This is a genomic window from Pseudalkalibacillus sp. SCS-8, assembly GCF_040126055.1.
Lineage (GTDB): Bacteria > Bacillota > Bacilli > Bacillales > Fictibacillaceae > Pseudalkalibacillus > Pseudalkalibacillus nanhaiensis.
This window is the reverse complement of sequence record NZ_CP143541.1, coordinates 898,118-912,694: the sequence shown is the minus strand read 5'-3', so window position 1 is coordinate 912,694 and position 14,577 is coordinate 898,118. Positions and strand designations below refer to the sequence as shown.

Genomic DNA, 14,577 nt, shown 5'->3' with positions numbered 1-14,577 from the left:
CCCGATACTGCGAAAATCCTAATATTGCACCCCGTAACAGGCTCTTTCGCACCCCGATACTGCGAAAATCCTAATAGTGCACCCCGAATCAGACAGTACTTTCTATATTTTCGCATTTTCGTTTCCTGGTAATCTATTCTCTTGTCCGCTTTTCTTGAATCGATACAGATAGATCAAGAAAATGATATTGATGATAAGGCTGATAAGGACAGTTCCGATTACGAATCCCATGGCAACATCATGATAGAGATTCATTAAAAAAGGCGACATAACCTGTGTGGCTAAGCTAATGCCGATGTACCATTTAAAAAAGAGGTTCGTAGAAGAATAAAGCTCCCGATTTCCAATCGCATCAGCAACGTGAAGCATGATTTTAAAAACATAGAACGTCAAAACGAGTTGAGCCAATCCCATTGCGTGTTCATAAATGGACCATGCTGTCATCTGCACCGAGAGATCTACAAATGCGCTTGAGGTATTCATGATGAAAACTGTAGGAATCGATAAGAAAAGCAAAACGACAGAAATCGGCCTGGCAGGATTGGTTTTACCATATTCTTTAGCAATCAGGTTCAACCCATGAAAAATCATATAATAACCGATCGGATCGGCAAAAATATCGATAATGATATGTATTTCGACCATGATGAATAAAAATCCCCAAAACAACTGTAAAAAGGCTACTCTCATGGCTTATCACCTCCTTTATGCTCCTTGATCATCTGATCGATTTCTTGTTGAGTGAATCGTGGCTGTGCTTGGATGATGAATGGAAATTCAAACGATTCTCCTGCTTTGGTGACCCCTCTCACTTTCATTCTTCCAAGGAGAGATGTTTTTTGATTTTCATTCAGCTGCGTATACACACTGAAAGAGTCACCTTTATCCAATTGAATTGGAAAAGCGATGTCGTCTAGAGGTGTACCAGGGACCTCTCCCCAATCAAGTTGTTCACCCCCAGGATTGTAGGATACTAATCCTAGGTCGACCTTCACCTTCAATGTATTGGAAAACTGTTCTGAAAAGGGAATTGTGATTTCATTTATTGTGACCGCTTCTGATGCGCGATTGGTTGTATACGTGCGATTCCGACTGCTGCTACTCATCATTTGATACTCAAATGCCCGTTTACCCCGGTTAGGAGATGTTATCGTGATCAGCCCAATATCAACGGCTTTCAATCTTTGGATTTCAGAGGTTCCTGTCCAAAAACTCGGGATGATTTGGTTGAATGTCCATGTACCATTTTCCCCAATCTTTAATGGCAAGGCTTCCTTGTCTATTTCCAGATAACTCATTTTTAAATAATGATGACGAAATTCTTGGATGACTTGTGTTGAACGATCACTGATGGTAATTGAAGTCCCATTAATGTCCGCACTGTCCAACCTTGTCTGATCCTTGTTGGTCAGATAGTAGATCCTCATGTTCGTCTGTTCCTCTAATGGCAGGTCATAATAATGCTTCAGCACGATTGGCTTCTCGAGCTGTTGTGAGTGTAAGTATGTAAAATTTCCGATCCATATGAACACGATTACGGCGATCACCATCCAAAAATGCTTCTCTTTCATCCTCTCCCCCCTGACTGTACATATCTGCTTATTCTACCATATGTTAGTCCCCACTACTTCATCCCGTTCATAATCAGGTACTTCACCCTATTGAATTTAATGCTTCAGTCCGTTATTATTTTCATAATTCAGACATTATTTTGACCACTTGCAGATGAATCCGAACTGAAAAAGGAGGATGAACATGAGTGAAGTGAGATTGATTCCCTATCATATTGAAGAAATTCTGGAAGACATGAAAACCGTCCCAATTGGTGTACAGATGATCGAGGCACCGATTGTATGGGACAAGTCGGAAAAAGGTGAAGGAAATGTTGTTGCTGTCATTGATACAGGGTGTCAAACGTCTCATCCTGATTTGAAGGATCGCATTATAGACGGACGTAACTTCACCACTGACTACAATGGTGATGAAAATAATTATTTAGATAACAACGGGCATGGGACACATGTTGCCGGAACCATTGCAGCTATTGGTGGTGAAAACCACATTGCTGGGGTAGCTCCAGAAACGAAACTTCTCATCCTGAAGGTGTTGACCGGACAAGGCCGCGGCAGAATGGACTGGATTGTAGAAGCAATCCGTTACGCTGTCGATTGGGAAGGACCAGACGGAGAAAAAGTACGTGTCATTTCGATGTCTTTAGGTGGGCCACAAGGTACCAATGAACTGCATGAATCAATCAAATATGCGGTAGCACAAAATGTTTCCGTTGTTTGTGCAGCTGGAAACGAAGGAGACAATGAGGAAAGTACGGATGAATTTTCTTATCCTGGTGCTTACAATGAAGTCATCCAGGTCGGGGCGATGAATTTCCAGCGTAAGATGGCCCGATTCACGAATACGAATGCAGAAATCGACCTGGTCGCGCCTGGAGTCAATATCCTCTCAACCTATCCAGACAACAAATATGCCAAATTATCAGGAACATCAATGGCTACACCACACGTATCCGGTGCACTCGCCTTATTGAATAACTTAACCCAGAAGGAATTCAACCGGAACCTGACAGAGGCTGAGCTCTACGCACAACTGATCAAACGTACGATTCCGCTCGGTTTCAGTAAACGTGGTGTCGGTAACGGACTCCTTACACTCGGTTTACCGGATAAACTTGAAACCTTGTTCCACCCTTATACAGCTATCTACGAGAATGAATTGAAAAAAGATTCAGAGATATTATCTGCACAAAGATAGACAATCTATTAAAATAACGGGCCAATCGGCCCGTTATTTTTATTCACTTATCTTGTTAGGTTTTGGTGAGATGATGGAAAAGATGAAACCGATGATTGGGAAAATCATCGTTAGCAGTAGGATTTCTGAATACCCACCGAACAAGTCATAGGCAAATCCATAAGGAAGTGGACCAAATGCGGAACCGATGACCATCGTCGTCATCGCCAAGCCTTTAATACTGCCTAAGTATTTCCTTCCAAAGTAATCCGGCCAGATGATGGAAAGCGTAATCCGTTCAAGACCGTTGACGATTCCCCAAACGACACCAAATAGGATGGCCATCCAGTAAGATTGAGTAAAAAGGAGAATGATGACAAATGCAAGTTGTCCTAGAAAACTAATCGCAAGGACGACATGGACTCTTACTCTTTCCAGAATAAAACCGGATACCATTGTGATCGGGAATCCGATGATTGCCATCAAGCTCAGAATAAATGCGGCCATCCCTCTGCCCAGGTCTCCTTCTTCAAAAATTGAAACGAGATGAAACGTGATGCCGGTATTGACCAGGGCGGGGATACTGACACATATGAGAATGAGCCAAAACTGCCTTGTACGCATCGCTTCCTTTAACGTCCAGGAAACATCATACTCACTCTCTTCATTGTCATCCCCTTCATCACCTGTAGGTTTATACACCAAGTTGTCCGGTCTCAGACCAAGGTCTTCAGGTCGATCTCTCATGAAGAAGTAGACCATCGGGACAAATACGACGAGAATGGAAATCCCGAGAATACGGAAGGCGATTTCCCAACTGAATGTTTCAATCAACCAGGCATTGACAGGAGGTATCAATGCAGAGCTCAAAAATCCGCCAATCGCCATGAAACTCAGTGCTCTTCCCCGCTTTTTAATGAACCACTGAGGAACTAATGTGTTCGGTACAAGTGTCATTGATCCTTGTCCGAAGAAACGCAATAGGAAGAAGCCGAAGAATAACATGACTGGAGTGAAAACGAAGCTGTTCCAGAAACAGGCGACTGCCAGCGAAATCCCTACGACGAGTGACATTCGCCTCTGCCCGAAACGGTCGACAGCCCGCCCCATGAGGAATAATAAAGACCCCGATAAAAGAGTCGCTCCAGAATAAATACCTGACACAAGGGAACGGCTCCAATCAAACTCTTCAATATATGAATCAATGAACACGGATACACCATAGGTTTGACCAGGTCCTGAAAAAAAGAGACCCAGCCCTCCCAAAAACACGATGATCCAGCCATAGAAAAAAGAAAACCGTGATTGTATGTATTGCGATGGGCGATTCATGGTGTAACCTGTCACCTCAATTCGTTGTAAATGATTACCTGAATCATTGTATCAAAGTTCAGTCGGTAATCCTAAACAACAGGCTTGATGTGATGAAAAGGAGACGTTGCGAAATTAAAAAGCCGCACAGTCTCTCTGGACTGTACAGCTTTTTCGGTTATACGCTAGCAGCCTGGATCCACTTGTAAAGAACTTGGTTTTCTTTATCAGCCTGTAAACTCGCTTCGGAAAGCGGACGATTTTCCTGCTTGAACCAATCATGAGTATCCTTCAATGTTTCTTCAAATCGGCGGAACGTCAGCCCCTCTTGAATGGCTTTGAAATTATCGAGACCGATGTCCCCTTGGGGAGCTGGAATTCCTGGAGCAATCGAATAGGTCTCTGGGATCCAAAGCGGAAGCTCCATCCAAGGACCAATCTGATGTTTTTTCAAGAAAGATTCTGATACCCAAGTGATGTCCGTACGGTTGTTGAACAGAAGCTTTCCTTTTTCCAAGAACGTGTCCATTGTTAACTTAATAGCTGGGCCAACTGCGTTAAAGGTGCCGACGGTTTTCCGCTCGACCATCCGGATCGTCCATTCTGCTAAATCGCGGGCATCAATGAATTGGATTTTCCGATCCGGACGCCCCGGAGCCAGGATTTCTCGGTTCTCAGCCAATCGTACCGCCCAATAGGTGAAACGGTCTGTCGGGTCATAAGGACCGACGATTAATCCTGGCCGGATGACAAGCCCTTTCCCTTCCATCTCATCATAGACGACTTGTTCACATTGATATTTCAGTGGTCCGTAGGTCTCTGGTGTTCGTTCTGCTGTTTCATCAATCGAACGAACTTCTTCCTCCGTCAGCGTCCAAACAGCTGATTCCTCATTCACCATATCTTGACTCGTAAAGTTCTTATAAACGGATGCGGTTGAAATAAAGGTGTACACATCGGTATTCCCCTTCACCGCTCGTACAGACTTTTCCACCGTTTTCGGGTGATAGCCGCATGTATCAATGACAGCATCCCATTTCCGGCCTTCAAGAGCGTCCATGTCTTTTGTACGATCCCCCAAAATCAACTCCAAATCAGGAAAGACATGGGCATTCGTCCCTCTGTTAAAAAGGGTTACATTATGACCTCGTTCAATTGCAGCTTCCACGATGTGCCGTCCGACGAACTTCGTCCCACCAATCACTAAAATATCCACTCTTGCACCTCCAAGGTTTTAATAAATGGTCTGTGGTACCAAACACATAAGTATACGTAAAATCCGCCAGAGGAAGCCCCCCTGACGGCATTTCAACCTTAAGTATTTATAAGCTGATGGTTAATCCGGTCATATGCTTTTAACAGTTTCAGATTTTGATAGGTAAGAATGCCTTTCCATTGTTCCCTTGCTTTCAACCAATCTTCCTCGTATTGGCCCCATTCCCAGTTAGGAAGCCATGAACCATCTGGTTGCTGACTGCTTATGATGTAATCCAGGTTTTCTTCTACCTGCTTTTCTAAGAGACTGTAAAACTCTGATTGAGGATGCGTCGCCAACTGGACAGGCTGCATGCCGTAATGCTTCCATTGCTCACGATCCATATTGACAAGCTCTGGAATATGTTCTTTCACTTTTTCAACAATCAGGGTCTTTTCTTCTGTATCCAGTTCATCTGCAAGTCTTAAATAACAGAATGTTTCATGCATATCCAGCGTATCGAGCTCTTGAAAGTGGGAAAGGGAGCGAGACTTCAAGTTCTCTCGCAGCTCCTTGGGAACCAGCTCTGAATAACGGAGCAGATATCCCGTCAGCTCAGCATTCGGATTTCCCCAGGCTGCCTCTACCATCACCCTTTTGTGCTCGTGATCATAATGCCACCATGGAGCATGTGGAACGTCATTCACTTCAGGCGGAACGGCATGCCATCTTCCATTTACATCATCATAGCTATCTATCAGATACCCTATTGCATCCTTCACCATGGCATGCTCACCGCTCACATCAAGTGCTTTGAAAATTTGAAAGGCATGAGAGGTTGCCATCGGGGAAGAGCAATCGAGCTGAAAATCCGCTTCCATCTTCTTTCCGAATCCGCCATCCTCATTCTGGTAAGCCTTAAGTGCTTCCAACACCTCTTCTTTACTGCCGGCCTCGAATTCAAAGCGATACAACTCTTTCTCGAGATTACGGCCATTCGTCATCAGGAAATTCCTTGCTTTGTCGAACGAATCAGCTTCTAACCGTTTCATCGTTTTCCTCCTATTCGACGTTCTACTATCCTGATAGTAACATTCGTGAAGCTCAGCTATTCTCCTTCATTTGTCCAAAGGTTTATGGGCTCGATCTCGTCTTATGCCGATTTCTCATTTTATCCAACAAAAAAACGAGGCTGACCACTTTACCTTTGGTTCAACCTCGCGTTTATTTCCTTACCCAGGCGTCCGTGTCATACCCCCGTACTTGCCAATATCCTAGATGCGGTGAGTCGATCAATTCAATCCTGACTAGCCACTTGACCGCCTTATAGGCATACATCCTCGGAACGATGAGCCGGACAGGACCTCCATAGTCTGAAGGAATCAATTCCCCGTCCATGAGCATCGCTACCATGACATCATCCATGGCTGCCTGATCAAGGGTAAGCGCATCGGTATAGACACCATCACCGGAATAAAATTTTACATACTTCGCTACCCGTTGGACACCAGCTTCTTCAAGGATCTTTTTCAATGGGATACCCTCATAAGTGACTTTTTTGACGGACCATCCTGTTACACAATGGAAATCACTGACCTGCACCTTACGCTTCAGTTTTACGAATTCTTCCCATTTGTACGTCAAGGGATTGTCTACCAGCCCGTCGATTGTGAAAGACCAATTTTCGTTCGTGAACTCCGGGATTTCCGTTACCGTGTAAATGCGAAAATCCCCCTCATAACCTCCGCCCTTAGGAGGACTGGAAGCAGGTAGTGGAGTAGGTGGCGGTGTCATTTGATTTCGGTCATTCGCAATGACGCTCTTTAAAGATTGACCGCCATCATCCATAAGCTGCTTCAACCATTTGAAAAAAGAAGGACCGATAAACACGACAAAAGCCGTACCTGCGACCATTTGGATGAACCCCCTCCGAGACAAGGGGATTTTTAATTTTCCGTCTGCCTCCTCTGTTTGGATCAAAGGAGCTTGTTGTTTTCGGACCCAACTTAATCGTGATATGGAATGATAGAGAATGATCGGAAGTCCGATCCAAGTGAAAAGATCGTGTACGAACAAGGCTGATTCGGCCATTTGCGCGGTTACGGATCGTTCAAATGTCAAAATCAAGCCGCTTACTGTCCAAATGAGGATGAAAACGATGACCGTAATTAGATTAAGGCGTTTACCGGTTTGCTTTCGACTCTTATAATGCTTTCTTAAATAGGGTAAGTACAGCAACAAAACGATGACAGATGCGATGCCGACCCCGATATGTATTTGTTTCAGCCCTACGCGAACGGGTGCTAAGATCCCCCTTGCAGCTGGGAGAAACAATAAAATTCCACTCACAAATAAGAACGTGATGATCCAACCGTTCCATGTGTGTAATGCCTTCAGCTTCTTCCACATGATAAGATCCCTCCCGTCCGGTATAGGCTTGTCCGATCATTGTCGTTCCAAAGAAGCGTAACCGAAGTCCTCATCGAACGCTTTACACCAGATGACAACCTTCTGATAAACCTCCAGGTCGATTCCTTCAGGTATAAGGTAATTTTGACTTCCTTTATTACCTTTCAATTTTCCGAGCTCAATACCCTCTTTCGTTTCTTCATCTTGTTTGACCAGATAAACATAAAGATCCGGTCCATTCGTCACTTCAAACTCTTCGAACCGGATAAAGAGACCTTCTTCCGCTTCAACGGTAATGACCTTCCCTGCAGCCTGATGTTTAGCATCGGCTCCTTTAAATTTGCCAGCAAACATTTTTGAGGCCATTTCAGTGGGTTCCGTTCCACTTTCTTTATTTTCTGCTTCATCCTTTGCATTCTCTGATGGCTCTTGATTTTCCTCTACTGGTGGAAGTCCCTCGCTCACTTCCTTGTCCAAAAAGAGCGGGGAGACAAGCCACCAGCTGGCCCCTAACAGGGCACATGCAAATACGACAATCAACGTTTTTTTCATTTCTTCCCTCTCCCTATCCGATTTTCGGCTTCATTCAAGTGGAGTACACATAACGGTCGATTTTTTGCTTCAACTGACGGATGTATCGATGGAAAAAGGCAATTACAGGCCCGACGAGAAGAACGACAATGAACGTTCCGATTCCGACAGGTCCTCCAGCAATCAAAGCAAGCATTAAGATGAATGTCCCTGCCAACGTCTTTGCAAGGGCAAGCCTTAAACCGAACCGTTCATGCAAGGCAATCATCAGTCCATCAACCGGGATGAGGGCCAGATTGGAATGGAGATAGATTGAAATGCCTAGACCTAATAAGACAAGCCCAGCACAGAGAATGATCCCTTCAAGAAACAATGTTGACGGCTCCCACACCTGCCATAAGGTAAATAACCAAAAGTCGATACATATACCGGTAATCAGGGCAGTCACTATGCTGAAGTAGGAAGGCTTTCCCTTCTGGATCCAAGCATTCAGGAAAACGAGGACAATCCCGCCGATAAACTCCCAGCTTCCGACCGTGAGCCCGAATTGCTCTGTCAATCCGACATTGAGTGCATCCAATGGGGATGCCCCCAATCCTGATACGATGGTTGCACTTATTCCTAAGGTCATGATGAATAATCCGATCACGTAAAAACTGATGTTTTCAAGGGATTGTTTCAAGCCTCTCCCTCCTTCATGATGATGTTGTTCTAGTTCCAGTTTAACGTAAGAGTGAACGATCCAGCGAGTTAACCGATCCGGAATCCCATTTATTTTTCGTTGAGGCTCTGTTAAAGAATAAGGTTGATCATGACCAGCTTCAGGCGGACGCTTTTATTTCCTTTAAAATCAATAAAAGCGAACAGAGCCTTTAACAAAAACCACAAACCATGCCAATATGTAAAAGAAGCTGACCCATCATGCGTCTCCGCTCCACACAACATGAGAAAAATACAATGAATTAATGAGCTTATGTTGTATGTCGGAGTTACGCTCTTGAAGAGCCAGCCTCTTTGTAATCATTATATGGATTTATTCAGCATACGTTCGAGGGCAGTTTTAGCAAAATGTGTTGTTTCTTCATCAACCTTGATCAAATTGATGATTTCGCCCTCCATGATTGATTCCAATGCCCACAGGAGATGAGGAAGGTCAATCCGGTTCATCGTCAAGCAAGGACACATATTCGGGTTCAACGAAACAATCCGTTTGTCAGGGTGTGTCTTGATAATCCGATTGACAAGATTCATTTCGGTCCCGATCGCCCATGATGTCCCTGATGGAGCCTGTTCAATCGTTTCAATGATCTTCTTGGTCGATCCATTAAGATCTGACGCCTGCACAACGTCGAAGGTACATTCCGGATGGACGATCACATTCACCCCTGGCATTTCCGCCCGAACGTCTTCAATATTCTTGATAGTGAATTTTTCATGGACAGAGCAGTGCCCTTTCCATAAGATGATTCGTAAATCATCCAGGTTCCCTTCATACACCAATTCATTCGAAATCGGGTCCCATATCGCCATCTCTTCAAGCGGGATTCCAAGGTCATAAGCGGTATTCCTTCCAAGGTGCTGATCAGGCAAAAAGAGGATACGTTCCTTTTGTTGAAGCGCCCATTCCACCATGGCTTTCGCATTCGAAGAGGTGACAGTTGCTCCACCATTTTTCCCGACAAAGCTCTTGATGCTTGCAGTCGAGTTCACATAAGTCAAAGGCAGAATGGTATCTCCGAAGACCTCTTGCAAGCTGTTCCAGGCTCTTTCTGTTTGGTAGATATCTGCCATGTCTGCCATGGAACAACCCGCTCTCATATCCGGAAGGATGACGATTTGCTCCTCATTGGAAAGTATGTCCGCTGTTTCAGCCATAAAGTGGACACCGCAGAAAACGATATACTTCGCTTTCGTATTTGCGGCCGAAAGCTGCGCTAATTTCAACGAGTCTCCTGTATCATCTGCAAATTGGATCACTTCATCCTTTTGGTAATGGTGTCCTGGAAGATAGAGACTTTCCCCTAATGTATCTTTAATTTCTTGAATACGGGAAACCATTTCCTGTTCACTCATGGTCATATATTTTTCTGGCAGGGTGTTTCGCTTTACACTCAACCGTTCTAAAAGGCTCATTCCACGCCAACCTCCAATTCTAGACTGATATCCACGCTTTTGACTGAGTGCGTCAAGGATCCAAGAGAAATGAACTGCACCCCACATGATCGATAGGATCCTATATTGTCCGGGGTGATTCCACCAGATGCTTCTGTAAGGATGTGAGCAGGTACATGTTTGACCATGTCACGAATCTCATCTGGCGTTCGGTTATCGAACATGATGACATCCGCCCCCGCTTCCACTGCCTCTTTCACCTGATCAATGGATTCCGTCTCGACTTCAATTTTCGTCATCGGTCCTAATGAGTTACGTACATGATCGACCGCATGAAGAATATTTCCGAACATGGAGATGTGGTTATCCTTTATCATCACCCCTCCATCTAGAGTGAGACGGTGATTGACACCGCCACCGCATCGAACCGCATATTTCTCAAACATCCGAAGACCGGGCGTCGTTTTTCGTGTATCGCAAATCTTGATTGGGGATCCTTCAAGCTGATTGACAGCTCGACGAGTAAGGGTTGCAATCCCGCTCATTCGTTGGATAAGGTTCAGAATGACTCGCTCACCTTCCAAAATGGAGGGAATTGGACCTGTGACGGTAGCAATCGTTTCACCCGCACCTAACGTTTCGCCGTCACGAACGGCCATGCGGATTTCGATATCCTCATCGATCAAATGAAATCCTTCACGAATCACTTGTTCCCCGGAGAAGACACCGTCCTCTTTCATGTAAATCCGACCCTGACCTGTTTGTGCTTTGTCAAACATCAGCTGGCTCGTAACATCGAAGGAGCCAATATCCTCCATGAAAAAACCTTCAAGCATGTGTCGTAATTTCAAACGGTTCATGCGACCATTTCCTCCTCTTAATCCGCTTTTGCCGCCACTCTTCCACCTGGTAGGGGTAATCCGATCGATAATGGCTTCCTCTGCTTTCTGTTCGTTCAAGGCTCGATTTGGCTACAAGCCATGCAACAAGCAATTGGTTTTTAATTTGGACCTCCTCTAAATGAGGTGTTTTCGTGTAGACCTGCTGGTCAAGGTAACTTTCGAACCAATTGATCGCTTTAACGAGCTGCTGCTCGTTTCGTTCAATGCCGACGCATGTGTCCAGGATTGTCCTGATTTGCTCTAATTGCGGTGCATATTTCAGCACCTTTACACCAAGCCAGGACACTGGTGGGTAAAGCCTTTGTTTCGGTTCATACAGAATCGTTTGAGCGACTTGCTCCGCTGTAACCATCCCTTCCAACAATGAGTTGCTCGCTAACCGGTTTGCCCCATGAACACCCGTATGTGCTGTTTCACCAATTGCAAAAAGCCCAGGTATACTCGTACGTGCAGAAGCATCTACCTCGATTCCTCCCATGGAAAAGTGAGCACCAGGAGCAACCTGAAGAAAGCCATTTTCCCACGGTATGCCATTCTTCCTACATAGCTCGGTGACGGTCGGAAAACGCTCAGAGAATCGAGGGATGCGTCGGATGTCCAGATACGTCTTTTTCCCTTGTTGACGAGCCCGATAGAGCTCACGTGAAACGATATCCCGAGGTGCAAGGTCCCCTAATGGATGGACTCCTTGCATCAAACGATTGCCGTATTCATCTACCAGAATTCCACCTTCCCCTCGGACCGCCTCTGTGACGAGCCCCACACTTTCTCTTCCTCGAAGGAGAAGGGTCGGGTGAAACTGAATGAATTCCATATCTGTAAGGACGGCTCCAGCCTCATATGCCAATGCCATCCCATCTCCTGTCACGGTAGCGGCATTCGAGTTGAACGGATATAAGCCGGATAAGCCTCCTGTCGCAAGTACAACCGATGCAGCGTATGTCGCACTCATTTCCCCTCTCTCATCCAAACTCCAAACACCAATACATCGTCCATCTCGAATGATGAGCTTGAAGACGGTCTCCCCTTCTACAACAATCTGTTTATCTAGGATTCTCTTTTTCACGGTATTGATAAGGTGTTTACCAGTGGCGTCCCCGCATATATGTAGAATACGAGAGCGCCTGTGTGCGCCTTCTCTGCCGTATTGATACGATCCGTCCTCCGAACGGTCGAATTCCACCCCTAAATCAATCAATCTCTTGATCATAGCGGGACCTTTTTTCACAAGCACCTCTGTAGCCTGAAGATGATTATGTTCACACCCAGCATGTATCGTATCGAATAGATGGTCTTGCCACTGGTCCTCTTTATGTGTAGAAGCTGCAATACCACCTTGGGCCAAGTATGAATTGCTGTCTTCCAATCTACCCTTTGTGAAAATCATCACATTCTTATGCGTAGAAAGAAGCTCGGCTGCCACCAAACCTGACAACCCGCTTCCAACAATGAGGACATCCGTTTGACGAATGTTCATGTGGACCTCCATTCTGGTTCACTTTCATATTTTACATGTGTCTTGACACCTATATTTACATAAAACTAAACTATTAGCAAGGGTTTCTTATCGCACGTAAATTTAGGAGGTTGCCATGATTTATTTGGACTATGCAGCATCAACACCGATGTCTCCATCATCTCTTCACGTCTTCTCAGAAGTATCGACGAAATTCTATGCCAACTCTTCAAGTCTTCACGATTGTGCAGGAGATGTCCAAACTTTGCTTGAGGAATGCCGTACACAACTGGCTCGAAATCTGAATGGAGCGCCACAAGGCATTTATTTTACAAGTGGAGGCTCAGAAAGTAACCATTTGTGTCTTGTGTCCTTGGCGCGTGCCTATGTAAAAAAAGGAGATCATTTGATTACGACAGCTACTGAACATCCTTCCATCACCAATACATTCCGGCTGCTGGAAAAGGAAGGGTTTAAGGTGACGGAACTACAGGTCGACCGTTCAGTAAAAAGTGAAGGTCGATGAACTCAAGCAAGCGATCACAGATCGGACAATTCTTGTGAGTATCGGTCATGCCAATAGCGAAATCGGAACGCTGCAGCCTCTCAAAGAAATCGGAACGTTGCTTAAAAAACATGGAATCCTTTTTCACAGTGACTGTGTCCAAACGTTCGGGAAAATACCGATTGATGTTGAGGAATTGGGATTGGATAGTCTTTCTATTTCAAGCCATAAATTATACGGACCTAAAGGTGTGGGAGCTTGTTATATCTCACCAAATGTTTCATGGGAAGCATGTATCCCAGGAACGACCCATGAAAGAGGCTTCCGAGCAGGCACAGTCAATGTTCCGGCCATAGCTGCCTTCGTGACCGCTGCCGAGGATTCTATAAAAGAGATGGAAAATCATACGAAGCATTACTGGAAGCTGCGTGACCGCTTGCTGGTCAATCTTGAAAGAAATGAACAGGTCATTGTTGAAGGCCGTCCTCTAGATGGTCTTCCATCCATCATTGGATTCCGGGTTCGTGGAATTGAAGGGCAGTACTTGATGCTTGAACTGAATCGCAGAGGCTTTGCAGTATCGACAGGATCTGCTTGTGCTGCTGGAAAACAGTCACCCTCAAAAACGATGCTCGCAATCGGCAGGTCTCCTGATGAAGCAAGGGGATTGATAAGAGTTTCATTAGGAATCCACACGACACTAGACGATATCGACGCCTTCCTCCTTGCTCTGGAAGAAAGTTTAGAAAAAATGAACGTAACCTATCGAACGGTTTAAGAGTTGGTGCGGTGAAGGGTACGGATGTCCTACTTGAAGGACATAACCGTGCCCTTTTCATGTTGTTTTGTCCTTTATCCAAATCCATATAGATATGGGTTTTATTTCAAGTATTTCGTTAGTCTAAATTATTTCCTCCGAACTATAATAATGATGTGCCATTCAAAATTGGATGAAGGGGTGTGCTGGTATGTCTAACTTGGACATTGTAAAAGAGGCTTACTCACATTTTGCGAACGGAAATTTTTCTGCAATTCTTTCGAACCTTGCGCAGGATGTCCAGTGGATTGAAGCTGAGAAGAATCTCGTCATCATCGGTCGTGATGAAGTATCGAAAAACATCTTCAACAAACTGCATAAGGACTACACGTTGTTTCAAGTGATTCCGGAAAAGTTCATTGACGCAGGTGAACACATCATCGTTTTCAGCCGCTATTCATGTATTTCGAAATCCTCGAACTTACGAAAAGAAATCCCTGTTGCCCAGGTGATCACCATGGAAAATCATAAAGTCATCCAATATTGCGAGTATGTCGGATCAGAGTCCGCCTAATATTTTTATCTTAAAAGCTTTATGTTAACATATTAAACCTTTTGGACTACCTATACGTTGGATAACTGTTGAACGTT

At 44.8% G+C, this 14,577-nt stretch carries 13 protein-coding genes and 1 pseudogene; 3 read left to right on the top strand and 11 right to left on the bottom strand.

Features of this window, described 5'->3' with window-relative positions:
* Window positions 1–102: 102 nt before the first annotated feature.
* Window positions 103–690, bottom strand: a complete 588-nt coding sequence (locus tag V1497_RS04670) for a hypothetical protein (protein ID WP_349409808.1) — start codon at window positions 688–690, stop codon at window positions 103–105.
* Window positions 687–1,571, bottom strand: coding sequence for a hypothetical protein (locus V1497_RS04665; protein WP_349409807.1), 885 nt, complete (start codon window positions 1,569–1,571; stop codon window positions 687–689). Before V1497_RS04665 ends, V1497_RS04670 begins: the two co-directional genes overlap by 4 nt.
* 184 nt (window positions 1,572–1,755) lie before the next feature.
* On the opposite strand from V1497_RS04665, the gene V1497_RS04660 reads away from it, so the two are divergent.
* Window positions 1,756–2,769, top strand: coding sequence for a S8 family peptidase (locus tag V1497_RS04660; RefSeq protein WP_349409806.1), 1,014 nt, complete (start codon window positions 1,756–1,758; stop codon window positions 2,767–2,769).
* Window positions 2,770–2,808: 39 nt separating this feature from the next.
* Here the strand turns inward: V1497_RS04660 and V1497_RS04655 are convergent, their stop codons facing one another.
* The 9 genes from V1497_RS04655 to nadB all read right to left on the bottom strand — a co-directional run bounded on the left by V1497_RS04655 (window position 2,809) and on the right by nadB (window position 12,685).
* Window positions 2,809–4,080: an MFS transporter gene (locus V1497_RS04655; protein WP_349409805.1), complete on the bottom strand. Its 1,272-nt coding sequence runs from the start codon at window positions 4,078–4,080 to the stop codon at window positions 2,809–2,811.
* A 157-nt stretch (window positions 4,081–4,237) separates the two neighbouring features.
* The gene (locus V1497_RS04650) at window positions 4,238–5,275 is read right to left on the bottom strand and encodes an NAD-dependent epimerase/dehydratase family protein (protein ID WP_349409804.1); all 1,038 of its coding nucleotides are present in this window, start codon (window positions 5,273–5,275) and stop codon (window positions 4,238–4,240) included.
* A 98-nt stretch (window positions 5,276–5,373) separates the two neighbouring features.
* Window positions 5,374–6,306: a prenyltransferase/squalene oxidase repeat-containing protein gene (locus tag V1497_RS04645; protein ID WP_349409803.1), complete on the bottom strand. Its 933-nt coding sequence runs from the start codon at window positions 6,304–6,306 to the stop codon at window positions 5,374–5,376.
* Between the two features lie 172 nt (window positions 6,307–6,478).
* Entirely contained in the window at window positions 6,479–7,663 is a 1,185-nt protein-coding gene (locus V1497_RS04640) for a molybdopterin-dependent oxidoreductase (RefSeq protein WP_349409802.1), read from the bottom strand.
* 36 nt (window positions 7,664–7,699) lie between these two features.
* On the bottom strand, window positions 7,700–8,215 hold the full coding sequence (locus V1497_RS04635; protein WP_349409801.1) for a DM13 domain-containing protein: 516 nt from the start codon (window positions 8,213–8,215) through the stop codon (window positions 7,700–7,702).
* A gap of 34 nt (window positions 8,216–8,249) precedes the next feature.
* Window positions 8,250–8,876 carry a membrane protein gene (locus tag V1497_RS04630; RefSeq protein ID WP_349409800.1) on the bottom strand — a complete coding sequence of 209 codons (627 nt, stop codon included), beginning with the start codon at window positions 8,874–8,876 and terminating at the stop codon, window positions 8,250–8,252.
* 341 nt (window positions 8,877–9,217) lie between these two features.
* Window positions 9,218–10,327: a quinolinate synthase NadA gene (gene nadA / locus V1497_RS04625; RefSeq protein ID WP_349409799.1), complete on the bottom strand. Its 1,110-nt coding sequence runs from the start codon at window positions 10,325–10,327 to the stop codon at window positions 9,218–9,220.
* Complete coding sequence (gene nadC / locus V1497_RS04620) at window positions 10,324–11,166, bottom strand: carboxylating nicotinate-nucleotide diphosphorylase (protein ID WP_349409798.1); 843 nt, start codon at window positions 11,164–11,166, stop codon at window positions 10,324–10,326. The genes nadA and nadC overlap by 4 nt, the downstream gene beginning before the upstream one ends.
* Window positions 11,135–12,685, bottom strand: coding sequence for an L-aspartate oxidase (gene nadB, locus V1497_RS04615; RefSeq protein WP_349409797.1), 1,551 nt, complete (start codon window positions 12,683–12,685; stop codon window positions 11,135–11,137). The genes nadC and nadB overlap by 32 nt, the downstream gene beginning before the upstream one ends.
* A 115-nt stretch (window positions 12,686–12,800) precedes the next feature.
* Between nadB and V1497_RS04610 the strand changes: the two are divergent.
* Window positions 12,801–13,947 (top strand): annotated as a pseudogene (locus V1497_RS04610) (IscS subfamily cysteine desulfurase).
* A 190-nt stretch (window positions 13,948–14,137) separates the two neighbouring features.
* The gene (locus V1497_RS04605) at window positions 14,138–14,500 is read left to right on the top strand and encodes a hypothetical protein (RefSeq protein WP_349409796.1); all 363 of its coding nucleotides are present in this window, start codon (window positions 14,138–14,140) and stop codon (window positions 14,498–14,500) included.
* The last annotated feature ends 77 nt before the right edge of the window (window positions 14,501–14,577 follow it).

Coding starts and splice junctions, on each gene's coding strand:
- V1497_RS04660 (WP_349409806.1), top strand. CDS start 1,756: ATGAGTGAAGTGAGATTGATTCCCTATCATATTGAAGAAATTCTGGAA.
- V1497_RS04670 (WP_349409808.1), bottom strand. CDS start 690: ATGAGAGTAGCCTTTTTACAGTTGTTTTGGGGATTTTTATTCATCATG.
- V1497_RS04655 (WP_349409805.1), bottom strand. CDS start 4,080: ATGAATCGCCCATCGCAATACATACAATCACGGTTTTCTTTTTTCTAT.
- nadC (WP_349409798.1), bottom strand. CDS start 11,166: ATGAACCGTTTGAAATTACGACACATGCTTGAAGGTTTTTTCATGGAG.
- nadA (WP_349409799.1), bottom strand. CDS start 10,327: ATGAGCCTTTTAGAACGGTTGAGTGTAAAGCGAAACACCCTGCCAGAA.
- nadB (WP_349409797.1), bottom strand. CDS start 12,685: ATGAACATTCGTCAAACGGATGTCCTCATTGTTGGAAGCGGGTTGTCA.
- V1497_RS04645 (WP_349409803.1), bottom strand. CDS start 6,306: ATGAAACGGTTAGAAGCTGATTCGTTCGACAAAGCAAGGAATTTCCTG.
- V1497_RS04635 (WP_349409801.1), bottom strand. CDS start 8,215: ATGAAAAAAACGTTGATTGTCGTATTTGCATGTGCCCTGTTAGGGGCC.
- V1497_RS04665 (WP_349409807.1), bottom strand. CDS start 1,571: ATGAAAGAGAAGCATTTTTGGATGGTGATCGCCGTAATCGTGTTCATA.
- V1497_RS04605 (WP_349409796.1), top strand. CDS start 14,138: ATGTCTAACTTGGACATTGTAAAAGAGGCTTACTCACATTTTGCGAAC.
- V1497_RS04640 (WP_349409802.1), bottom strand. CDS start 7,663: ATGTGGAAGAAGCTGAAGGCATTACACACATGGAACGGTTGGATCATC.